This is a genomic window from Corynebacterium sp. HMSC074H12, assembly GCF_001813755.1.
Taxonomy (GTDB): Bacteria; Actinomycetota; Actinomycetes; order Mycobacteriales; family Mycobacteriaceae; genus Corynebacterium; species Corynebacterium hiratae.
On record NZ_KV813931.1, the window covers coordinates 1 to 21,710 of the forward strand.

20 protein-coding genes are annotated in these 21,710 nt (G+C 61.2%); 8 read left to right on the forward strand and 12 right to left on the reverse strand.

The window, feature by feature from the left end:
* Positions 1 to 113: 113 nt before the first annotated feature.
* From HMPREF2932_RS09055 to HMPREF2932_RS09065, 3 genes are all read right to left on the reverse strand, one after another.
* Positions 114 to 488 (reverse strand): TetR/AcrR family transcriptional regulator, encoded by a 375-nt coding sequence (locus tag HMPREF2932_RS09055; protein WP_230308896.1) that lies wholly within the window; start codon positions 486 to 488, stop codon positions 114 to 116.
* 184 nt (positions 489 to 672) lie between these two features.
* Complete coding sequence (locus HMPREF2932_RS09060; RefSeq protein WP_071410020.1) at positions 673 to 2,895, reverse strand: LamG-like jellyroll fold domain-containing protein; 2,223 nt, start codon at positions 2,893 to 2,895, stop codon at positions 673 to 675.
* 203 nt (positions 2,896 to 3,098) lie between these two features.
* Entirely contained in the window at positions 3,099 to 4,883 is a 1,785-nt protein-coding gene (locus HMPREF2932_RS09065; RefSeq protein ID WP_071410021.1) for a flavin-containing monooxygenase, read from the reverse strand.
* Between the two features lie 203 nt (positions 4,884 to 5,086).
* Between HMPREF2932_RS09065 and HMPREF2932_RS09070 the strand changes: the two genes are divergently transcribed.
* Positions 5,087 to 5,515, forward strand: coding sequence for an OsmC family protein (locus tag HMPREF2932_RS09070; protein WP_071410022.1), 429 nt, complete (start codon positions 5,087 to 5,089; stop codon positions 5,513 to 5,515).
* Positions 5,516 to 5,642: 127 nt separating this feature from the next.
* Complete coding sequence (locus HMPREF2932_RS09075; protein WP_071410023.1) at positions 5,643 to 6,569, forward strand: DUF1906 domain-containing protein; 927 nt, start codon at positions 5,643 to 5,645, stop codon at positions 6,567 to 6,569.
* Between the two features lie 23 nt (positions 6,570 to 6,592).
* Here HMPREF2932_RS09075 and HMPREF2932_RS09080 read toward each other — a convergent pair whose 3' ends face one another.
* From HMPREF2932_RS09080 to HMPREF2932_RS09105, 6 genes are all read right to left on the reverse strand, one after another.
* Positions 6,593 to 7,609: a hypothetical protein gene (locus HMPREF2932_RS09080; RefSeq protein ID WP_071410024.1), complete on the reverse strand. Its 1,017-nt coding sequence runs from the start codon at positions 7,607 to 7,609 to the stop codon at positions 6,593 to 6,595.
* 51 nt (positions 7,610 to 7,660) lie between these two features.
* The gene (locus tag HMPREF2932_RS09085; RefSeq protein WP_071410025.1) at positions 7,661 to 9,307 is read right to left on the reverse strand and encodes a solute symporter family protein; all 1,647 of its coding nucleotides are present in this window, start codon (positions 9,305 to 9,307) and stop codon (positions 7,661 to 7,663) included.
* 3 nt (positions 9,308 to 9,310) lie between these two features.
* Positions 9,311 to 9,655 (reverse strand): DUF485 domain-containing protein, encoded by a 345-nt coding sequence (locus HMPREF2932_RS09090; RefSeq protein WP_046647301.1) that lies wholly within the window; start codon positions 9,653 to 9,655, stop codon positions 9,311 to 9,313.
* 468 nt (positions 9,656 to 10,123) lie between these two features.
* Positions 10,124 to 10,984, reverse strand: coding sequence for an aldo/keto reductase (locus tag HMPREF2932_RS09095; protein ID WP_071410026.1), 861 nt, complete (start codon positions 10,982 to 10,984; stop codon positions 10,124 to 10,126).
* A 174-nt stretch (positions 10,985 to 11,158) separates the two neighbouring features.
* Positions 11,159 to 11,515, reverse strand: coding sequence for an FKBP-type peptidyl-prolyl cis-trans isomerase (locus HMPREF2932_RS09100; RefSeq protein WP_010187736.1), 357 nt, complete (start codon positions 11,513 to 11,515; stop codon positions 11,159 to 11,161).
* Between the two features lie 128 nt (positions 11,516 to 11,643).
* Positions 11,644 to 12,936: a citrate synthase gene (locus HMPREF2932_RS09105; RefSeq protein WP_084739014.1), complete on the reverse strand. Its 1,293-nt coding sequence runs from the start codon at positions 12,934 to 12,936 to the stop codon at positions 11,644 to 11,646.
* A gap of 151 nt (positions 12,937 to 13,087) precedes the next feature.
* On the opposite strand from HMPREF2932_RS09105, the gene serC reads away from it, so the two are divergent.
* The 3 genes from serC (at position 13,088) to HMPREF2932_RS09120 (ending at position 16,397) form a co-directional block, all read left to right on the forward strand.
* Positions 13,088 to 14,218: a phosphoserine transaminase gene (gene serC / locus HMPREF2932_RS09110; RefSeq protein ID WP_071410027.1), complete on the forward strand. Its 1,131-nt coding sequence runs from the start codon at positions 13,088 to 13,090 to the stop codon at positions 14,216 to 14,218.
* A 154-nt stretch (positions 14,219 to 14,372) separates the two neighbouring features.
* Complete coding sequence (gene sepH / locus HMPREF2932_RS09115) at positions 14,373 to 15,560, forward strand: septation protein SepH (protein ID WP_070679502.1); 1,188 nt, start codon at positions 14,373 to 14,375, stop codon at positions 15,558 to 15,560.
* Positions 15,561 to 15,566: 6 nt separating this feature from the next.
* A complete protein-coding gene (locus tag HMPREF2932_RS09120) occupies positions 15,567 to 16,397 on the forward strand; it encodes a DUF6928 family protein (protein WP_070517026.1) in 831 nt (276 codons plus the stop codon).
* Here the strand turns inward: HMPREF2932_RS09120 and HMPREF2932_RS09125 are convergent.
* The 3 genes from HMPREF2932_RS09125 to HMPREF2932_RS09135 all read right to left on the reverse strand — a co-directional run bounded on the left by HMPREF2932_RS09125 (position 16,349) and on the right by HMPREF2932_RS09135 (position 19,374).
* Positions 16,349 to 17,170 carry a TrmH family RNA methyltransferase gene (locus HMPREF2932_RS09125; protein WP_070517024.1) on the reverse strand — a complete coding sequence of 274 codons (822 nt, stop codon included), beginning with the start codon at positions 17,168 to 17,170 and terminating at the stop codon, positions 16,349 to 16,351. The two genes, HMPREF2932_RS09120 and HMPREF2932_RS09125, sit on opposite strands and share 49 nt — an antisense overlap.
* A 44-nt stretch (positions 17,171 to 17,214) precedes the next feature.
* The gene (locus HMPREF2932_RS09130; RefSeq protein WP_071410028.1) at positions 17,215 to 18,618 is read right to left on the reverse strand and encodes an NCS2 family permease; all 1,404 of its coding nucleotides are present in this window, start codon (positions 18,616 to 18,618) and stop codon (positions 17,215 to 17,217) included.
* Positions 18,619 to 18,744: 126 nt separating this feature from the next.
* On the reverse strand, positions 18,745 to 19,374 hold the full coding sequence (locus HMPREF2932_RS09135; protein WP_371326339.1) for a DUF3027 domain-containing protein: 630 nt from the start codon (positions 19,372 to 19,374) through the stop codon (positions 18,745 to 18,747).
* A 56-nt stretch (positions 19,375 to 19,430) separates the two neighbouring features.
* Here HMPREF2932_RS09135 and HMPREF2932_RS09140 point away from each other — a divergent pair, with 56 nt between their 5' ends.
* The 3 genes from HMPREF2932_RS09140 to HMPREF2932_RS13220 form a co-directional block, all read left to right on the forward strand.
* A complete protein-coding gene (locus HMPREF2932_RS09140; protein WP_141756302.1) occupies positions 19,431 to 20,303 on the forward strand; it encodes a glutaminyl-peptide cyclotransferase in 873 nt (290 codons plus the stop codon).
* Between the two features lie 11 nt (positions 20,304 to 20,314).
* Positions 20,315 to 20,914 carry a DUF2771 domain-containing protein gene (locus tag HMPREF2932_RS09145; RefSeq protein ID WP_071410030.1) on the forward strand — a complete coding sequence of 200 codons (600 nt, stop codon included), beginning with the start codon at positions 20,315 to 20,317 and terminating at the stop codon, positions 20,912 to 20,914.
* A 129-nt stretch (positions 20,915 to 21,043) separates the two neighbouring features.
* Positions 21,044 to 21,710, forward strand: a 667-nt coding sequence (locus tag HMPREF2932_RS13220) for a helix-turn-helix domain-containing protein (protein ID WP_141756304.1), incomplete at its 3' end; no start/stop codon positions are given.

Here is a 21,710-nt window from a genome sequence, read left to right on the forward strand (position 1 = left end):
ACGACACTGCTACCAAATAGCCGGTCGCAACAACCAGAGCTTATCTAGCCCGAGTGGTTCGACGATGAGTTCTGTTTCTGTCAGAGTGAGTTTGTTGTTCATGATGCCTCCCCTTAGTGTTTGCGTCCTTGTGCACGGGCGAGCGCATGCTGCCCTAACGATTCCGGGCCCGTGAAGCACAGTTCATAAGCCCGCTGGATAAGCTCGCGTAAATCCTTACTGACTGGCGCCACCTCAACCAGTGCCACCACCACGAAGTCCTTTGTCGCATCCGATACTCGGCCGCCTTCAGCTTCAGCGCACACCGTTTCAGCTGCTGCACGAAACAGTCCATGCTTCGAGCCATAAAGGTTGTAGAAGCTGGACCGGTTAAGTCCCAGTTGATTCACCACATCATCCACTGAGACTGCAGTGAATCCGTTCGTGCCAAATAACGCGATCGCGCCGGCAAGAACTTCTTTTTCATTGAATTTACGAGGCCGTCCCATAAGTTTCACACTACTCATTCCAGAATGGTTTGTCCATAACTAGATTGCCGTTGGCCACGCAGCGAAGCCGCTTCATCGAAGCAACGTTTCTAACAAATAGTGACCGCCGCGAAATGTAGCAACACAACAGAAAATCCCCCGTCTCACTGTGAGACGGGGGATGGAGGTTAGTGGGCTGAGCTCTCTAGTTCAGGCCCGGAATCTTCGGCAGCTGTGGCTGTGGGATGTTCAGACCGAAGATGCGGTTGATGGTGGGAATGAGGCCGTAGGCAGCACCGCCAAGGACTGCGATGACTGCCAGGATTGGAGCAATAATCTTCGCGCCGCGGCTCGAGCCGGCGAAGAAGGCCGCAGCCATGTCGTCGGCGGAAGGTTCGTTGGTGTGAGTCGGTTCAGTGGGCTTGGTTGGCTCGCTAGGCGTCGTGGTGGAGGTGGTCGGCCCTTCCTCCTTTGCGGCAGGGCGGGCGGTGAGCCACTCATCGGAGTCCAGAACGCCCTGGGTCAGGCGGGTCTCACCAATCCAGCCGTACCACGGGTCCTGCGGCTTGCGGTTATCAAAGCCAGCGCCCATGACCCACTGCAGGTCGCGCGGGAGGAGACCTTCAGCGCCCTTGGCGTTGCGCAGGATCGGTGCGCCGTTGATGAACATCTCAACGGTGTCGGAATCCGGCTTGTTCACCACAGCGATGTGCATCCACTCATCGGTGGGCACCTCGTGGGACCACACGGTCGAGCCTTCGCCTTCCTTGGGCTCCGCCCACCAGCGCAGCTCACGCAGGTTGGAGATGCCGAACATGACGGTGGGGTCGGTGTCCTCGGAGCCGTCGACAAGCTCAGCAATGCTGGAGTCGCGGGAGAGCGCACTGCCCCAGCCGTGCTCAGAGCCGTTGAAATCCTTCGGAATCTTCACAAAGGACTCGAAGGTGTAGCCCGCGGAAGTATCGACCTTGTTGATCTCAGCGCCTTCCTTGGAACGGAACTCCGCCATTGCGGCCTGACCAGCCGGGTCGGACCAGTAGAGGGATCCAGAATCAGAGGACAGCGGGTGGTGGTCCTTGGTGTAGGTGATGCGCTCGCCCGTGTTGGAAGGACCACCCCCGCGAACGAGGTCGCCGGCACCATCAGCACCGAAGGCATCCGGAATGATGGCGCCTTCGGTGGCCACGTCGCCGTCGCTAAGCTGCTTGCCATCCTTGTTCTTAGTCTGACCCGGACGCCAGTGGAAGACGGTGTTGTCGGATTTCACGAAGTCGTTCGGCCCCTCCGGAAGCTGATCCTTCGGGATGGTGTACGGGGTGTAGCCTTCCTCAGCGATGTCGCGGGCCTTCTGGCCAAGGTCCGGGTCATTCTCATCGCCGATGGACCAGTCTGGGGCGAAGTCAGCGAAGCGCTCCTTGAAGTTGAGCGGCACGTGGTAGCTATCGCCCTTGCCATCGAGGATGAGCTTGTCGAACTGCGTGAGCTCCTTTGCCGGCTTCTGCGCGACCCACGGGGACAGGGCGGTCATCTCCAGCTCGTTGCCGGACAGGTCGAACTCAAGCACGCCGAGCAGGCCGTTACCGCCCTGGTATGCCATCTGGTAGTCCTGCAGGATACCAATGACATCGTGGCCAGCATCGTTCTTATCCACGCGGTAGCCCGCGCCGTGGTGGTGGCCGCCCATGGTGAGGAAAATCTGGTCGTTCTTCTTGATGAACTTGTCCCACAGGCCCTTACCGTAGTCCTCGGAGTAGAAGACCTCGCCGGCGCCATCGATGTTGAGCACCTCGTGGCTGGTAAGGATGACCGGCAGATCCGGGTGGGCATCGAGAACGCCCTGCGCCCAGTCCAACGCCGCATCATCCGCGCGCCAGCCCAGCGCCAGGACCAGGTACTTCTGGCCCTCGGCCTCAAAAATGTGGTACTCGGAGTCGTTATTGACCGCGGTGTGGCGCTCTTGGAAGGTTTCCGGGTTGGCGGTCTTGGCGCGCTCGGCACTGAAGTGGTCGTTGTACGGGTGCGCTGACTTATCCTCAATCATGTCGTGGTTGCCCGGCAGGATGGAGTAGTTCAGATCGGAGTCATCGAGGACCTTCATGGCCTCATCGGCGACCTTCCACTCCCCTTCCACATCCGCTTGGTCCACCACGTCACCAAGGTGCGTAGCGAAGTCCATGTTGAGCGCTTCCTGGTTCTTCACCAGCCACTCGACCTGCGCCTTAAAAGGCTCGCTGCCGTAGCGTGCCTGGGCCAGGTTGCCGGTTTCCGGGGTGGAATACCGGGAATAGAACTGAGTATCCGGCAGCACTCCGATGCTAAAGCGCGAGCCCAAGCCTTCTGTTGGTTCGGCGGCGGAGGCGGGGACAACGAGGAACGTACCGGCCACCGAGGCGGTGACCAGGGTGCCGAGCAGGCGGCGAGCAGTCATAGATCTTCCTATCAAAACGAAGTAGTGAGGTTGCTTCATGGTTTAAGCCATGGAGCAACCGACAGAGACAAGGAAAGTTTATGGCCCGGAGTTTGCGACCGCGTGACCACAATGTGAATTTCCTTTTAAATGACTACCCGCCTTTTAGCCCCCTCATGAGAATGCCGTCTACTTCCGCAGGCTCCTGCCTGCACTCTTCTGTCTTAAGAGGTGTGGTACACCGGCGCCAGTTCATAGACCGGAGTATCCATCCCCTCATAGCGCGCCTTGAGCTGAAGCGCTAGGTAGCGCGAATAGTGGCGCGATTGGTGCAGGTTGCCGCCGTGGAACCACAGCTGCGGCACCTGAGTGGGCTTCCACATGTTGCGCAGCTCGCCCTCCCACGGGCCGGGATCCTTGGTGGTATCCGAGCCCAAGCCCCAGCACTTGCCCACGGTGTCAGCAACTTCCTTAGAAATCAACTGCTCGGCCCAGCCATTCATAGAGCCGTAACCGGTGGCCAGCACGATGACATCGGCGGGCAATTCGGTACCGTCGGTGAGCACCACGGACTTTTCCTTCACCTCCGCGATGGACACGCCAGACTTCACCGGGATCGAGCCGTCGATGACCAGCTCGCTGGCACCGACGTTGATGTAGTAGCCCGAACCACGGCGCAGGTATTTCAGATAAAGACCCGAGCCGTCATCGCCAAAGTCGTTCTGGAAGCCGGCCTTCTCCAAACCGTCATAAAAGTCTTTATCGGCCTCACGGATGCCATCGAAGACTTCACGGTGGACGTCGGGAAGCACAGCGTAGGGCCAGGAAGCAAAGAGGAGGTCCGCCTTGTCCGTATCCACACCGGCCTCCACGGCTTCTTCCGAGTAGAGCGGGCCAAAGACATCCTTCATGAGGGTGTCCGATTGCACGATGTGCGTGGAGGAACGCTGAATCATGACCGGCCGCGCACCATGCGCGTAGAGGTCCGCGGCGATGTCGTGGGCGGAGTTGTTCGCGCCCAGCACAATGACGTCCTTGCCCTCATCGCCTGCGCCACCCGGGTGTTCCGAGGAGTGCCGGATTTCCCCGGCGAAGTTCTCCTGCCCCTCCAGGTGGGGACGATTCGGCACACCGGACATGCCCGTGGCCAGAACCAGCTGTGTGGGTTCCAGAAGAATCTCTTCCCCGTCCTTGCGAACGGTGACCTTCCACGTGCCGCTGGACTCATCGAAGGAGGCCTTCATGCACTCGCTATTGGTCCAGTAATCCAAGTCCATGATGCCCACGTAGTGCTCCAGCCAGTCCCCCATCTTGTCTTTCGGGGTGAACACCGGCCAGTCATCTGGGAAGGGGAGGTACGGCAGGTGGTCGTACCACACGGGATCGTGCAGGCACAGCGAGTGGTAGCGGCCGCGCCACTGGTCGCCGGGGCGGCCCGCCTTATCGACGATAAGCGTGGGAACACCTTGGCGCTTCAGGCGCGCCCCGAGCGCGATACCGCCCTGGCCACCACCGATAATGAGGACGTAGGGCTGTTCCGTATGCCCCAGTGCCGCATGGCGCTCCTCCCGCAGGTCCGCCCAGTTCTTAGCGCCCTTGACCACCTTGTGCTCCGTGCCCAGCGGGCGGCGGCGCCCCTTAGGCTCCGGGAAATCCTTGAGCTCGCGCGCGGAGGTGAGGAAGGTCCAGGCCTTAGCGTCGCGCAGGCGCGCGACGGCGGTGACATAGAAGTTCGCAGACTCACACGTGAAGTGGACCCGCGTTACGCCATTGCCTTCGTCATCCACCTCTGTTATCTCCGGGTTGTCGAGCGCAGCGTCAGTGCCAGCGATCATCGCGGCGATGGCTTCCGAACCTTCGGCGGTGTGCAGGTTCCACGTCACCGCGGCAAGATCCCGCCAGAAGCCCCCGGGCTCGAAAACCTTCTCCACGTCTTCCACGCCAGGCTTCTCTTGGTGCGTGAGGGCGACGAGCTTGTCTAGCCAGTCACGAGCATCCACGGTTTCCATAGCCACTACTCCTTTGGGTCGAAAAATTGTTTGCACCACTATTACCGATCTAAAGAGACGTGAGTCACAGCCCCGCCCCCATCAGATAACTTTGCAAATTGACCTACCTGACCTTTCCGCCGCTCACCACGACGCGGTTAAGGCTTGCAAATCTCGGCTCCCTCCCCGCTACCCGGCTCCCCCACCATCACTAGGATGACGCTATGAGCAACATCACCAAGAAATACTCCGTCGACGTCACCCGCATCGATACAGGCCACTACCGCGCCACGAATGCCGAAGGAATCAGCCTCGAGTTCGGCCGCGCTGAGGGACTACTCAGCCCAGTTGAGTTGCTGCTCGCCGCCGTGGCGGGCTGCTCGGCCGTGGACATCGACGTGGTCACCTCGCGCCGCACAGAGCCGGAGATTTTCGACGTCCACGTTGAAGGCACCCGCGTCGACGAAGACGGGGCCTCGCGACTGAGCGACGTCGACGTGGAATTCTCCCTCCGCTTTCCCGATACCGACGCCGGGCGCCAAGCCCAGTCCATGGTGGAGCGCCTCGTGCGCATCTCCCAAGAAAAGGACTGCACCGTCTCCCGCACGGTGGAAAATCCCACTAACGTCACGTTCCGCACGACAGAGCCTTAAGCACCTTTAAACAAAGGGATTGCCGTCGCACCCAACAAATGCTACCCCTGGTGCAATTTTTAACCTTTGTGACTAAAGTGATTGCGGAAACTTTCTTCTTCACCGCCCCCCAAGGAGAACTCCCACCATGTCGCTTTCCCGTCGTTCCCTGTTCAAGGCCGGTGCTCTCACGCTGGCCGCCGGTGCCATCGGTAGCCAGGCGCCCGCTGCTCTCGCCGTGGGCCCAGCCTTGGGCACCATCATCGACTTCTCTGCCGGTGTTCCTTCCGCCCGCGCCATCAAGGCAGCCGGCCACCTCGGCACCATCCGCTACGTATCCCAACGCCGCCCCGGCGCAGAATGGATGAAGGGCAAGCCTGTCACCCTGGCGGAGACCAAGGCCAACGCAGCGGCAGGCCTTAAGACCGCTTCCATCTACCAGTTTGGACGCGCGGAAACTGCGGACTGGCTCAACGGCGCTGCGGGCGCCGCAGTCCATGCACCGCAGGCCATCGCCATCCACAAGGCTGCGGGCGGACCGACCGGGCGCCCCATCTACATTGCCATCGATGACAATCCCACCCGCGCCCAGTACGAGAACCAGATCCGCCCCTACCTCAAGGCCTTCTCCGCAGCGCTGAGCGCCGCGGGCTACCAGACTGGCGTGTATGGCAACTACAACGTCATCGACTGGTGTGTTGCCGACCGCATCGGCCAGTTCTACTGGATGCACGACTGGGGCTCTGGCGGAAAGCTCCACCCGCGCACCACCATCCACCAGAAGGCCAAGAACCAAGCCACTATCGACGGCATAACGTGCGATATCAACACCGTCTACGCCAACGACTGGGGCCAGTGGACCCCGGGCGATGGTGCTGTGGAGCCGCCAAAGGTCAAGGACATCCCGGCAGTGCCTGACGACATCCCGCTGCCCAATGTTTCCCTGCCGGATCCCACCGGGCGCGGCTCCAGCGTCAGCGCCGATGGCATCAACATCGCTGGTTCTTCCATCAGCAATGACCAGGTGCGCGGCGCGGTGGATATCCTCAACACCGTGCGCAAATCCATGGGCTAATCAACACGCGGCGGCGCTGGTTTCTACTGCGCCGCCGTTGTCTTCGTTGCCGAAGAAGACGGCTTGGAGGACGACGACGTGGTCGATGACGCCGGTGCCGGCGATTCTGTGGACGCCGCTGGCTTTGAGGTGCTGGAGGGGGCAACGGTAGACGTCGTCAAGCGCGTGGTGCTAGCGCCAGGATGAGCCAGCGCCTCCTTGTTCAAGTTATTTCCCTTCACGAGGTTTTTTCCCGTAATTTCCTTGCGTACATAAGACGTGAGATCCTCGGCTGAGCCCTCGATGGAGGCAGCCACAACAAAGTTCTCCCCAAAGGACACCGAGGAATGGCGGTCCTTACTGTCCGACCAGCCCCATTTTGATCCCACAACGTCACTGAGCTTCGCGGTGCCATAGTTTTGCTGGTAGCCATCGGCTGAGACGGCATCGGCGTGGGACATCGCCACCAAAACTGGGTGCGTCGGATCATCTTCCAAGAGCTGGACGATGAAGCGCACCACGTCATAGGTTGAAGTCATCGAGCGCCCCCAATCCTCCCCCGCTGACGTAGAGTCCAGCCCATACTCCTTGGCGATTGCATCGATGGACCGCGGGTACTTCTCAAAGAGCTTCCCGGCGCTCTCATCCGAAGAATCAGCAATCATGTCCAGCGCTAGGTACTTGTCTTCGAAGGAACCGTGCTCCAGCACGTAGGCGGCGATGTAGAGCTTGATCAGGCTGAGCGCATAGCGCGGCTGGTGCTCGGTGGGTGAGCCCATGTGCATGCCTGTCTCAATGCGGTAGTACGTGATTGACTTCTCGTCATCGCCCTTGAGGAATTGCCCCACGGAGTCCCCTACCGCCGCGAGCTGTGGATCGCCCTTCTTATGCGCGATGGGACCGGGAGCGGCCGTGCCGGTGTGCGTTGGGCGCCCCACCGTGGAGTCTTCTTCATTCGCAGGCGAGCACGCGACAAGGGCCGTGGCACCGAGCACGCACGCCAGAAGGGCGGCACCAGAACGCGCTGGCACCGCCCTATAACGAGGCTTCGGGTAAAACACGAGGTTAGAGTCTACCCGCTACCGTCTGGAATGTAGTGCTTGAGGTGGCGCTTAGTGGTCCACCGGAGCCTCCACGCCCACACCGGTCAGGGAGCGAACCTCCATCTCGGCGGACAGCTCTTCCAGGTTGTCCGGCGGGGTCATGATGGACACGATCCAACCGGCGAAGAAGGCCAGCGGGATGGTCACGAGGCCCGGAGAGGACAGCGGGAAGATGGACCAGTCGGCGTTCGGGAACATCGAGGTCGGAGTACCGGAAACTGCCGGGGACAGGAAGATGAGCACCAGGCAGGAGATAACACCGGTGTACATCGATGCCACAGCACCTGCGGTGTTGAAGCGGCGCCAGTACAGGGAGTACAGGATGGTCGGCAGGTTGGCGGATGCTGCCACGGCAAAGGCCAGGGAGACCAGGAAGGCGACGTTCTGGGTCATGGCCAGGATGCCCAGGATGATGGACACGATGCCGAGGATAACCACGGTGATCTGGGAAACGCGGACCTGCTCGGCTTCGGTGGACTCGCCGTTGCGGATGACGGAGTGGTAGACGTCATGCGCGATGGAGGCCGACGCGGTGATGGCCAGGCCAGCCACAACGGCCAGCACGGTGGCGAAGGCGACTGCGGAGATGACCGCCATGAAGATGGAACCACCGATTTCGAGTGCCAGCAGCGGTGCTGCTGCGTTGGCGCCACCCGGTGCGGCGAGGATGCGGTCCGGGCCAACGAGGGCGGCAGCGCCGTAGCCCAGAACCAGGGTCATGAGGTAGAAGGCACCGATGATGACGATGGCCCAGGTAACGGAGCGGCGAGCCTCGGTCGCGGTCGGCACCGTGTAGAAGCGCATGAGCACGTGCGGCAGGCCACCAACACCCAGCACGAGGGCGATACCCAGGGAGATGAAGTCAAGCTTGGTGGTGAGGTTCTTGCCGTACTTCAGGCCCGGCTCCATGATCTGGGAGGCCTCGTAACCCTTCTCCTGGATAGCAGCGGAGTTGGCGTGCATATCAATGGCCTGGGTGAAGAGCGTGCTGAAGCCACCCTTCAGCATGACGAAGGTCAGGATGCACATGATGACCACGCCGGTGACCAGAAGCACGGCCTTGATCATCTGCACGTAGGTCGTACCCTTCATGCCACCAACGAGGACGTAGACAATCATGAGGATGCCCACGATGCCGACGACGACGGCCTGCCACTTGAACTCGTGAATGTCCAACAGCACGGCAACCAGGGAGCCGGCACCGGCCATCTGGGCAATGAGGTAGAACAGCGACACGAACAGGGTCGAAATCGCGGCCGCCACGCGCACCGGGCGCTGCTTGAGGCGGAAGGACAGCACGTCGGCCATGGTGAAGCGGCCGACGTTACGCATCGGCTCCGCGACGAGCATCAGGGCGACGAGCCAGGCAACGAAGAAGCCGACCGAGTAAAGGAAGCCATCGTAGCCGTTGAGGGCGACAGCACCGACGATGCCCAGGAAGGACGCGGCGGAGAGGTAGTCACCGGAAATAGCTAGGCCATTCTGGCGGCCGGAGAAGCTACCACCACCGGTGTAGAAGTCAGAAGCTTCCTTGGTGGACTTACCGGCACGCAGCACCACGTACATGGTGACGATAAGGAAGGCGGCGAAGACCGCAATGTTCAAAATCGGATTGCCAGCGGAGGATTCCGCTTGGGCCAAGGTAATGGTCTGCATGGTTTAGCCCTCCAGTTCCTGGCGAATAGCCGCCGCCTGCGGCTCGATGTTCTTGTTGGCGTAATTGACGTAGATGTACGTAATGATGAAGGTGGTCAGGAACTGAGCCAAGCCGAAGATAAGGCCGACGTTCCAACCGCCGCCAAGCTCGATGGCCATGAAGTCGGGCGCAAAAACTGCGGCCAGCACGTAGAGGACGTACCACAGAAAGAACGCCACTGTCATGGGGAAGGTGAACTTGCGGTATGTGCCGCGCAGCTTCGCAAACTGCGAGCTATCGCGCATCTCGACGAACTCTTGCGGCGTCGGTTCGCGGCGCGAGTCAATCGAAGCAGGTGCGTCAGTCATGTCGCTCTCCTTACAAGGGAATCTTTTCTCCACAAACCGCGGTGAGAGACTAACTACAGTGTCTTCAGTCACGTTTTGCCTTGCCCAGTAAGTTACCTAACCTCTCTTGCAAGGTTGTAAATCCTGCCAAGAAAAGTTAATAACGCACACTTTTATTACCCCCTACCCCCGCGATGACATGGGATTTCTATCGCATTGCCAACACCCCCACAGGAAACTCCAAACAGTGAATCTAATTTAGCAAAGCGAAACTTCGCAGCCATTGTGCAGATCTTCGGCCCCCTGCGGCATCCCTTAGAGCACCCTCACCCCCTTGCACGCCCACTGCCAGAAAGCACAACAAAACCCGCCTTCCACGCTCCGCCCCTCCCCTATTTATCCCTATTTATAAGGAATAAGAAGAATATGGTGAAGGAGAAACAAAGCGTGGAAGGCGGGTTCTATCGCTCGCGCTGGGACTGTGCCCGGCTATTTAGCGCCAGGGAATTCACGCGGATCCTTAAACATGCGGCCAAAACCTTCCTGGCCGTCGAGCGCATCGAGTGCGGCAACATCCTCTTGTGCAAGCTCCACCTCGGCAGCCGCGAAATTTTCCGCTAGGCGCTCTCGGCGGCTGGACTTCGGAATAACGGAAATGCCCTTGCTCAACAGGTACGCCAGCACAGCCTGGCCCGGGGTGATGTCGTGCTTCTCAGCGACGGCGATGACCTCTGGGTTATTGAGGATCACACCGCGCGCCAGCGGGGACCACGCCTCCGTCACGATTCCGTGGTTGTCGTGGAACTGACGCAGCTCCGGCTGAGTAAAGCCCGGGTGCAACTCCACCTGGTTGAGGACCGGAACGATACCCGTCTCATCGATCAGAGTCTGCAGGGTCTCCTCGTAGAAATTAGCCACGCCAATCGACGCGATCTGCCCCATGCCCTGCATGCGGGCGATCTCCTCGAAGGTCTCCACGTACAGCCCGCCCTGCGGCCAAGGCCAGTGGATCAGGTAGAGGTCGAGGTAATCCAGCTGCAGCTTATCCAGGGATGTACGGAAGGCCTGGCCCACCTTGTCCTTTCCGTGGTGATCGTGCCAGACCTTGCTGGTGATAAAGAGCTCATCGCGGGTGACGTCGCCGGCCTTCATGGCGTCATGCAACGCCTGGCCCAGCTCTTCTTCGTTCTCGTAGAGGGTGGCGGTGTCGAAGTGGCGGTAGCCCAGCTCGATTGCTTCACGCACGGCGCGGACGAGATCCTCCCCGCGCAGCTTGTAGGTTCCAAGCCCCAGCAGGGGCATCTCGCGGTCATCATTGAACGTGGTTTGTGGGACACTCATGACTTCCATTGTGCCGCACTCCCGCGCGCTGTGGGGCAAGATTCTGGCATCGCTACTCGCACGGACAGCCCTTAACGCGCCAAAGCCCTGACCGACTGCGCACAAGGCGCGGCGCTCAGGACGGTCAGGGCGTCGACAGCCCGAAGGACAGAGGCAATCCCTTCATTCCTTTAGGCTTTGGATTTAGGCACGAATGAGGTCGATAACGAAGGTCAACGTGCGGCCGGACAGCGGGTGTGCACCACCGGCGGGGCCATAGGCCTTCTCCGGCGGGATGACCAGCTTGCGGCGACCGCCCACCTTCATGCCCGGGATGCCCTCTTGCCAGCCGGCGATGAGGCCGGTCAGCGGGAACTCGATCGACTGACCACGACCCCACGAAGAGTCGAACTCCTGGTTCGTCTCATAGTCGACACCTACGTAGTGGACCTCAACGAAGCCGCCCGGCTGGGCTTCGGCGCCGTCACCCACCACGATGTCTTCGATGACAAGGTCCTGGGGAGCAGGCTCCGTTGCCGGCTCAATTACGGGCTTTTCCATTGGGGATTATCCTCCTTGGACTGTTTTCTTCTTTGCTGGCCGCATACACGTGGGCCGAGCCACAACACTCCCCAGTATAAGGGGAGATGTGGGGCTCGGCCCTAGAAATGCAGCGTATGGGCTATTGTTTAGCGCTCGCTGCGCGGGGTGACCTTGCGCAGGGTCTCGCCGGTGTAGATCTGGCGCGGGCGGTTGATCTTGGTGTTGAGCTCAAGCTGCTCACGGTACTGAGCAATCCAGCCCGGCAGGCGGCCGATGGCGAAGAGGACGGTGAAGAAGTCCGTCGGGAAGCCCATGGCGCGGTAAATGAGGCCGGTGTAGAAGTCCACGTTCGGGTAGAGCTTGCGGGAGACGAAGTAGTCGTCGTTCAGCGCAATCTCCTCGAGCTTCATGGCCAGGTCCAGCATCGGGTCGCCGCCCAGGTGATCGATGATCTCGTGTGCGGTGTCCTTGACGATTGCCGCGCGCGGGTCGTAGTTCTTGTACACGCGGTGGCCGAAGCCCATGAGGCGAACGCCCTTTTCCTTGTTCTTCACGCGGTTCATGAAGTCGGTGGCGTCGCCGTCGTGGTTGTTCTGGATATCCTCAAGCATCTCCAGAACGGCCTGGTTCGCGCCGCCGTGCAGCGGGCCGGACAGGGCGTTGATACCACCGGCGATGGCGACGAACAGGTTGGCCTGCGCGGAGCCAATCATGCGAACGGTGGAGGTGGAGCAGTTCTGCTCGTGGTCAGCGTGCAGGATAAGGAGCTTATCCAGAGCCTTGGCCACGATCGGGTCAACCTCGTACTCCTCAGTCGGGTAACCGAACATCATGCGCAGGAAGTTCTCGCGCGCGTTCAGCTTGTTATCCGGGTACATGTAGGGCTTGCCCTGAGATGCACGGTAAGCATAAGCGGCCAGCATCGGCACCTTGGCCAGCAGGCGGACGGTTGCCTTATCGAGCTGCTCCTCATCCAGCGGGTTGAGCTGGTCCTGGTAGTAAGCGGAGAGAATGTTAACGGAAGAGGCAAGAACGGCCATCGGGTGCGCGTCGCGCGGGAAGATATTGAAGGCGGCCTTGAAGTCCTCATCCAGCAGGGTGTGGTGACGGATATCGGTGTTGAACTTCGACAGCTCGTCTTCATTAGGCAGGTGTCCCTTAATCAACAGGTAGGACACCTCGTTAAAGGTGGCATTCTCAGCGAGATCCGCGATGTCGTAGCCACGGTGGCGGAGGATGCCTTCCTCACCGTTAATAAAGGTGATCTTGGACTCGGTGGAACCAGTAGCCGCATAACCCGGGTCGAAGGTGACGAGGCCGGTCTCGTTACGGAGCTTGCCGATATCGAAGCCGGAGTCACCCTCCGTGGACTGCTTAATGTCCATCTCGTACTCGCCGCCGGGGTACTGCAGTACAACCTTGTTGTTTTCAGATGCCACGTGTTTTCCTTTCCTCAATGTTCAACGCCGGCCAAGGCCGGCGCAACAAGACTAAACCTCTTCACACTTTAGCAAAACTTGTGACTCTGCCAACATTGGCAATCCTGGCAAAGTATCTAGTGCGCGAACGAAACTAGGCTACACTGCCCACATGAGCAACTCAGAACTCGTCCTGCCAGCAGATCTCCTCCCTACCGACGGCCGTTTTGGCTGCGGGCCGTCCAAGGTCCGCCCCGCCCAAATTGAGGCAATCACCGCCGGTGCCGACACCATCATTGGAACTTCGCACCGCAAGCCAGCCGTCAAGAACCTCGTCGGCTCCATCCGTGAGGGACTCTCCGAGTTGTTCGCACTGCCAGAGGGCTATGAAATTGTCCTCTCCCTGGGCGGCGCTACCGCCTTCTGGGACGCCGCAACCTTCGGCCTGATTGAGAAGAAATCAGCGCACTTAAGCTTCGGCGAATTCTCCTCTAAATTTGCTAAAGCAGCATCCGCCGCCCCGTGGCTCGACGCCCCGCTCGTCACCGAAGCAGAGGTTGGCACCGCCCCAGACCCGAAGGCTGCCGACGCCGAAGGCGCCGACATCATCGCCTGGGCCCACAACGAAACCTCCACCGGCGCTATGGTTCCGGTCACCCGCCCCAACCCCGATAACGCAGAGCAGCTCGTCGTCATCGACGCCACCTCAGGCGCCGGCGGCCTGCCGGTCAACATGTCTGATGCCGATGTCTACTACTTCTCACCCCAGAAGTGCTTTGCTTCCGACGGCGGCCTGTGGCTGGCTGCTATGTCCCCGGCGGCGCTGGAGCGCATCGAGAAGATCAACTCCTCCGATCGCTTCATCCCGGCCTTCCTGAACCTGCAGACCGCCGTGGACAACTCCCGCAAGAACCAGACCTACAACACTCCGGCCGTCGCCACGCTGCTCATGCTGGAGGACCAGGTGAAGTGGATGAACGCCAACGGTGGCCTCGACGGGATGGTCAAGCGCACGACGGAAAACTCTTCCATCCTCTACGACTGGGCAGAGGCCCGCCCGGAGGCCACCCCCTTCGTGGCCGAGCCTTCCGAGCGCTCCCTGGTGGTCGGCACCATTGACTTCGAGGACAGCGTCGATGCCACTGCGGTCGCCGCAACGCTGCGCGCCAACGGCATTCTCGACGTCGAGCCCTACCGCAAGCTCGGCCGCAACCAGCTGCGCGTGGGCCTGTTCCCGGCGATTGATTCGGCGGACGTCACCAAGCTCACCAAGGCTATCGATTACGCCCTAGACAACCGCTAAGCTTCGCTCGCAACTCCTTCAGCCGCACAACAACATTTGCTGCACTTATTTGTTGCCGCGTACAACATGCCCCGCGCTCTTGCCAGAGTTCGGGGCATGTTCTGGGTAAAGTGGACTTCATCACATGTCCGCTACCAGGCTAAGGAGCGCCATCATGCGCGAGATTTTCCTCGCACCCAGCGACTCAACTGACACCTCGCTCGTCCTCCGGGCTGAGGATGGTGAGGAGTTCTTCCTCGAAGTCACCGACGAGCTTCGCGAGCTTTTCGCTCCCGCCGACTCTGCCGAATCTGAATCCGATACCGCGGCGGAAGACTCGGCCGCCCAGGAGGAGGGCGGCGCCACCACGGCAACCGAAGATTCCTCCACCACGTCTGCACAGGCTGAGCGCTCCACCGGTTTGCACACCGTCATGCCCTCTTCTGCTGGCTCACCTTCCTCCCCACAGAGCCAGCACACACCGCAGGCACAAGAGATCCGACTGCGCCCCAATGAGATTCAGGCCCGGATTCGTGCCGGCGCTTCTGCTGCGGAGATCGCCGAGGAACTCGACGTTCCGGAATCCCGCATCGAGCCTTTCGCACACCCGGTGCTCTTGGAGCGGGCGCGCATCGCGGACGTCGCCAAGCAGGCCCACCCCATCCGCGAAGATGGCCCAGCCAAGCTCACGCTGTGGGAGATCCTGGCCACCGCCTTTGCCGCGCGCGGACACTCCCTGTCGGAGGCGACGTGGGATGCCTACCGTCACCAGGGCGAGCCGTGGATCCTGCGCATCACGTGGAAGACCGGGCTGTCCGCCAACGAGGCGGAGTGGACCTTCAAGCAGACGATGTCCTCGCCAGCCACAGTGGAGGCACGCAATTCCGTCGCCGCTGACCTGACGGACCCAGACTTCGTACAGCCGGTACGTTCGCTGACCTCCGTGGGCCGCGGTGAGCGCTATGACGAAGCCATCGATGGGCGTGAAGACTACGCCGAGGATCGGGAGGTCAACGAGGACGCGCGCGCTGGTGCCCCCGGCGTGACGGAACTGTCTTCCTACGCCGGCGTCGACAACGCCGGCGACCGAGAAGATACCGACGGATATGCTGAGCCCTCCGTGCTCCCATCCCCGCACGGTGGAGAGCACCCGGCCGAGGCCGCCAGCGATGAGGACGCGGCCCCCACTAATGAAGCGTCCCCACAGGAGGCGGAGGAGAAGGAGACGGGAGTAGACGAGGATTTCCTCCAGAACCCGGATCCGGAACCTAAGCCCACCAAGCGCCGCCGCAAGGCCGTCACCCCGCACTGGGAGGATGTGTTGCTCGGCGTTCGTTCCTCCACTAAGCGCCCCCGCGAGTAGCCTGCCGTGGATACGCAAAGCGCCGTTCTCACTCTCTGGTACGTCACCGCCGCCGACCCCGCCGAGGTCCTCCGCGGTGAGCCTAAGGCCGACCGCGGCTTCGGCCGCAAGTTCCTCGCTCAACTCAATCCCGCACTGCCGGTGACTCCCATTGGGCAATTCCCCCTCAACCGTTCCGCCGAGCCCGGCGCGAGCGAGTTCTATGTGGGCGGCTATCCCGGTGTGACCGTGGTGCAAACCATCATCCACGACGATCAGCTGACTCTCTCCCAGCTGTCCCGGACCTTGCGCGAGGCCGTGCCCGCCACGGAAATCTACGCCTTCGCCTCCAATCCGGAGACTGGCTATGCCGGGTTCGCCCACTGGACGGGCAGCCGCCTGCGCCGGTCGCTGTGCGGGACGCGTTTTAACCTCTACGAGGACCATGGTCTGCCCGAAACCTTCGAGGCCCCTTTCTGGGCCGGGGAGATGGATGAGCCGGTGGGTGGGATTTCCCTTCCCTTTGAGCCGCTCAATATCACCGAGGCCGCCCAGGAATTCTGGTTGGGCATCGAGGTCGGCGCGGATGGCCCCGACGTGGACGTCGTAGGCTATGCCACCGACGGGCGCCCCGAGCCCAAGGTCGACACTCCCCCGCCGCGCCGCAGCGTGGCCGAGGTAGCCACCACCTCAGTGTCGAAGCTGGGGCTCAATGACTATGACGACTACGAAGAGTACGACCTCGAGCCGGAATCCACCGGTGAGGAGATCATCCGCACGGCCAAGCACCTCGGCGGCTTGGTGCGGCGCTACGCAGTATCGACCTCGCGGAACCTCTGGGAGCGCTGGCGCTCGTAGAAGGCGATGGCCGCCGACGTCGCCACATTAAGGGAATCCGTGCCCTCCGACATGGGAATGCGGGCGCGCACGTCGGTCGCACGCATGGCGTGCTCGGTCAATCCTGGCCCCTCCGCACCGACCAGCAGCGCCACCTTGTCCGCGCCCTCTAACGCATCAGCAATGTGCACGGCATCCGGATGCGGGGTCAGCGACACCAGCCGGAAGCCCTGCTCGCGCAGCTTCTCCAGCCCGCGCTGCCAGGTGGTAAAACCACCGTCGAAACGCGCCCAGGGCAAGCGCAGAACGTGACCCATGGACACGCGCACCGAGCGGCGGTACAGCGGATCTGCGGCACCCGAACCTAAAAGGATGCCGTCGACGTCCATACCGGCGGCGTTGCGGAAGAGCGAGCCGATGTTCTCATGGTCCCCCACGCCTTCCATGATGGCCAGGGTGCGAGCACCTTCGAGGACCTCGTCCACGGTCCAGGCCTCCGCGCGGTCCGCCGCAGCAACCAGCCCGCGGTGCATATCGAAGCCCGTGACTTCCCCCAAAGTCTGCCGGGTTACTTGGTAGACGGGGATATCCCCGACATCGTGGTTCGCCAGGAAGGTGTCGAGCTTCGCCTCAAAGCCGATGATGCAGCGCACCGGGAAGCGGGAGGCCAGCAAGCGCTCCACACACAGTGGGCCCTCTCCAAAGACGAAACCCTCGCCGGACTTATCCGCGTGCTTGAGATCGCGGATATCGTCCAGGCGAGGGTCTGTGGGGTCATCGATGACAAAACGCATGGGCCCTAGTCTAGGCGCAGGGCCAGCTGCTCCCCTTAGGCGGGCTATGCCAACAGCGAGCTGATCGGCTCCATAGCAAAGTAGACCACGAAGAGAGCGGCCACGAGCCACATGATCCAGTGGACCTTCTTGGCCTTGCCGGCGAAGGTGGCCATCAGTGCATAAGCGATGAAGCCCACGCCAATACCGTTGGCGATGGAGTAGGTGAAAGGCATAACCACGATGGTCAGGAAGGCCGGGATGGCTTCTTCCATGCGGTTCCACTCGATGTCCTTGAGCTGTGCCGCCATCATCACACCCACGATGACAAGGACGGGGGCTGCTGCCTCAATGGGCACAATCTCGTAGAGCGGGGTGAGGAACATGGCCAGCAAGAAGATCACGCCGGTCACCACGTTGGCCAGGCCGGTGCGGGCACCGTCACCAATGCCGGCTGCCGAGTCCGCGAACACGGTGTTGGAGGAGACCGAACCAGCACCACCAGCAACGGCACCGAAGCCTTCGACGACCAGGGCGGTCTTCATGTCCGGCAGATTTCCCTTCTCATCCACGAGGTTGGCCTGCTTGCCCAGGCCGTTCATGGTGCCCATGGCATCGAAGAAGTTGGTGAGCAGCAGGGTAAATATCAGCAGCACGGTGGAGACCACGCCCAGCTTCGTGAAGGCGCCGATCGGATCAACCTGGCCCACAATCGACAAATCCGGCAGACCGCCCAGGGAGCTAGGTACCTCCGGGGTGGCCATGCCCCAGTCCTCGGAACCAGTCAGTGCCTGGATGATCATGGCGATGATGGTGGTAATGACGATACCGATGAACAGTCCGCCACGAACCTGGCGGATGACGAAGAAGCTGCACAGAACCAGGCCCACGACGAAGACGAAGGCCGGCCACGTAGCAATCGAGCCGTTGACTCCCAGGCTCACCGGAACAGTGGTCATTGCAGCATCCGGAACGCGGGTGACGAAGTGGCCGTCCACGAAACCGATGAGCGCGATGAACATGCCGATACCCACGCCCATCGCGGCCTTCATGGAGGCGGGGATGGCGTCGAAGACCGCCTGGCGGAAACCGGAGATGGCCAGCAGAACAATGATGAGGCCTTCAATGACGACGAGGCCCATGGCCTCGCGCCATTCCAAGCCGTTGAGGGAAACCATGGTCACGGCCACAAAGGTGTTCATGCCCAGGCCCGCGGCCATGGCGAACGGGTAGCGCGCAATCATGCCGAAGGCAATGGTCATAACACCGGCCACCAGGGCGGTGGCGGCGGCGACCTGCGGGATGCCCAGGGTAGTGCCGGCAGAGTCGGCGGAGGTACCCAGGATGAGAGGGTTGAGGAGAATGATGTAGGCCATCGCGAAGAACGAGACCACGCCGGCGCGGACCTCGGTTCCTACGGTGGATCCGCGTTCGGAAATCCTGAAATAGCGATCGATAGCTGCGTTCATCGTGAGAGGGCGCCCCTTCTATCTAGAGAAATGAAGTTTTACCTGCTAAGGGTGCTCCATCGAGGCACTAAAACGCAAAACCCGCACGCGGCATTGCTGCTGCGCGCGGGAAGAAAACCTCACTCTTTAGTAGATAGGTCTCTCATCATCGAAGGGCCTCTCCTGCTCCGATCCCTCCTCACGGACGGTCGTGCCAGAATGCGCACCGCACCCGTAGGTGGCGTGCACCACTTTTCCATCCGCCGAGTATTCATTGGCACAGACGCCGAAATTGGGCAGCAGCTGGAGGTAAAAAGCACAGGTTTTGCACTGCAGTTGGGCCTGCGCCGCCATCTCCGAATTCGGCCCATACTTCTTGCGCCAACGCTCCTTGGACTCCTTGAGGCCAGCCTCGGAGAGCTTCCCGCCGTCCAGTCTGTCGTCGTCAGGCGCCGGCGGCATGAGGTCTCCCGGGCCCAAGTCACCCGGGCGCAGGCGCTCGGAATAAGGCACCCACTCCGGGGCTTGGAGAGCCTGGCCGCCGGGGACGAGCGCAACCTCGTTCACGGTCGGCGTGCGGGAACCTTCAGCGCAGGCGACGACGGCATGCCACTCCCATCCCGGGTATCCCGGAACGTGGGCCTCAAAACGGTGGGTGGCCACGTTGCGGCCCACACCCGCAACGCCGCGGTGCTTACCGACGTCCCCCTCACCTACCTCCTCCACGGCCCGGCGCGCCAGGTCGACAGCCGTCGAATCGAGAAGCGGGGAATGCATCTTTTTCTTGCGAGTCACCCTCCCATTATTAATCACACGCCCGAGCATCGTGCACAATGACTGTCATGGCCTTCCCACACTTCCCCCGCGCCGCCCGCGCGCTCGCCACGTCTTTATCTGCCGCTGTACTGCTCGCACCGCTGGCCTCCTGTTCCTCCCAAGCTGTAGACGAGCGCGCATCCTCATCGACGGCGACAGCGGCGGGTAGCGATGGGACGTCGCCAAGCGCACGCTCCCCAGAGCGCCTCGGCGTCACCGTCCTGGACACCGCACCCCTGCGACCGGACACCTTTACCCAGGGCCTCGAGGTCGACGCTGACGGACACCTGCTCATCGGCACCGGGCTGAAGGGCGAATCGCGCCTTATGCGCGTCCAGCCGGGCGAGCTAGCCCCACTGAAAGAAGTCGCGCTCGAAGACTCGTTCTTCGGCGAGGGAATCACCCAGACCGAGGCCGGCATCTGGCAGCTGACGTGGAAGTCCGGCACGGCCTTCCTGCGAGATGCCGAGACCTTCAACGAACTCGACCGCGCAACCTATGACGGCGAAGGCTGGGGCCTGTGCAACGCTGGCTCTGAGCTCATCATGTCCGATGGCTCCGCCACACTGCGCCACCTGGACCCACAGACTTTTGAGGAGATCGGCCCGCGCACCGAGGTCACTCTCAACGGTTCGCCGGTGGATAACCTCAACGAACTAGAGTGCGTCGATGGCGCAGTCTATGCCAACGTGTGGATGAGCGAGGACATCCTGCGCATCGACCCCGCAACCGGCGAGGTCACCGCGGTGATTGACACCGCGAACCTCAACCACGTTCCCTCTGCAGATCCCAACGCCGTCCTCAACGGCATCGCCCATATCCCGGGCACCGACGAGTTCTGGATCACCGGCAAGCTCTGGGATGAGCTGTACAGGGTGCGCTTCGAGTAGGATTCTCACCCATGGCTACCGTGAAGCAAGCAAGGAAGAAGTCACTGCTGCAATTTCTGGCGCTCATTATCGCCGTGGCGGTGATCGTCGTGGCGGTGGTGATGTTTCAGAAGTGGTGGAATGACCGCCCGGGCCCCGACCCGCAGGACGTCACCATCACGGCCACGGTGGGTGATGAAACGATGGAGGTTGCACCCTATAGCGTCTGCGAGCCCGGCGCCGACTGCGAGGAGGGCGAGGTTCCCAACCTCACGGTGGGCCCCGATGACACCCTAAAACTGGAGATCCCCGAAGCCATCTATAACCACGAGTGGTCGGTGCTCTCCATTTACGATGACCCGGCCGCCAACGACAGCACTGCGCACGGCGCCAACGAAACCACCTCGCTGGAAATCCCCGGCTCAGTCCCGCCGATTGAGGCGTCCACCGGCGAGCGCCCGCAGCTAATGGTCGTGGAAATCTCCACCCTCATGATTGGCCACGATGCCAATGGTGAAGAGACCCCGATGCACACGGTGTGGTCACTATCCACCATGACCGACGAAGAGCTCAAGGAATCCAAGGCCACCGGTGACGCCGAAGCTCCAGCAGAGGCTCCTGAGGACAAGTAGCCGCGCCGCGCCGCGCGATGTAGCGCGCGCCTCCACAATCGACAAAGTGCCCGACCTGCCAAACTTACGGCTGTTCATTGAGGCGGGCTCAGGTGGTGAATGCATCTATACAGCTGGGAGGTTGTGTAGATGTCCGGTGATGAGAAGCTACGTGAGCGGTATGTGCAGGCGTATCTGCATGATGCGCGTCCGATGTCGGTGATCCTGAAGGAGTTGGGGGTCTCGAAGGCTCAGGCGAGGGTGTGGCGTCAGGCTGAGGGACTTAGCCGCGGCAAGCGCCATCGGAGCCTGAATGAGGATAAGTACAAAGATCAATACCAAAAGCTCGTTGCTCTTGTAGAAAGCGGCCAGTCTGCGTATAGCGCACTGAAAGAGACAGGTTTCCCACAGACGGCTTACCGATACCTTGCGCAAGACGGTATTGAACTCGCCAACAACAGTCGCGGTGGAGCCATACAAATTGAGCGGGATCGCATTGCTAAAGCTTTGAAACTTGTTGATGCTGGCAAAAGCTATAAGGAAGTCGGCCAGGTAGTTGATCGCTGCGCTGACACGGTGAGAACGTGGCACCATAATCGCATGTCTGGGCGTTTGGTACTCAATGATCATCCCACTGAATCCGAATCGAAGGTAGGACGCGGAAAGCGTCTTATTCGCCATGACCGGATAGCGATAGCCTATCTGCTGAAGCAGGGCCATTCTCATCGTGAGATTGCAGCCCAGCTTGGCCGGAATCAGTCGACGATTAGTAGAGAAATCGCTCGTGGGATGACTGAGCATGGCTACGATGCCCTCG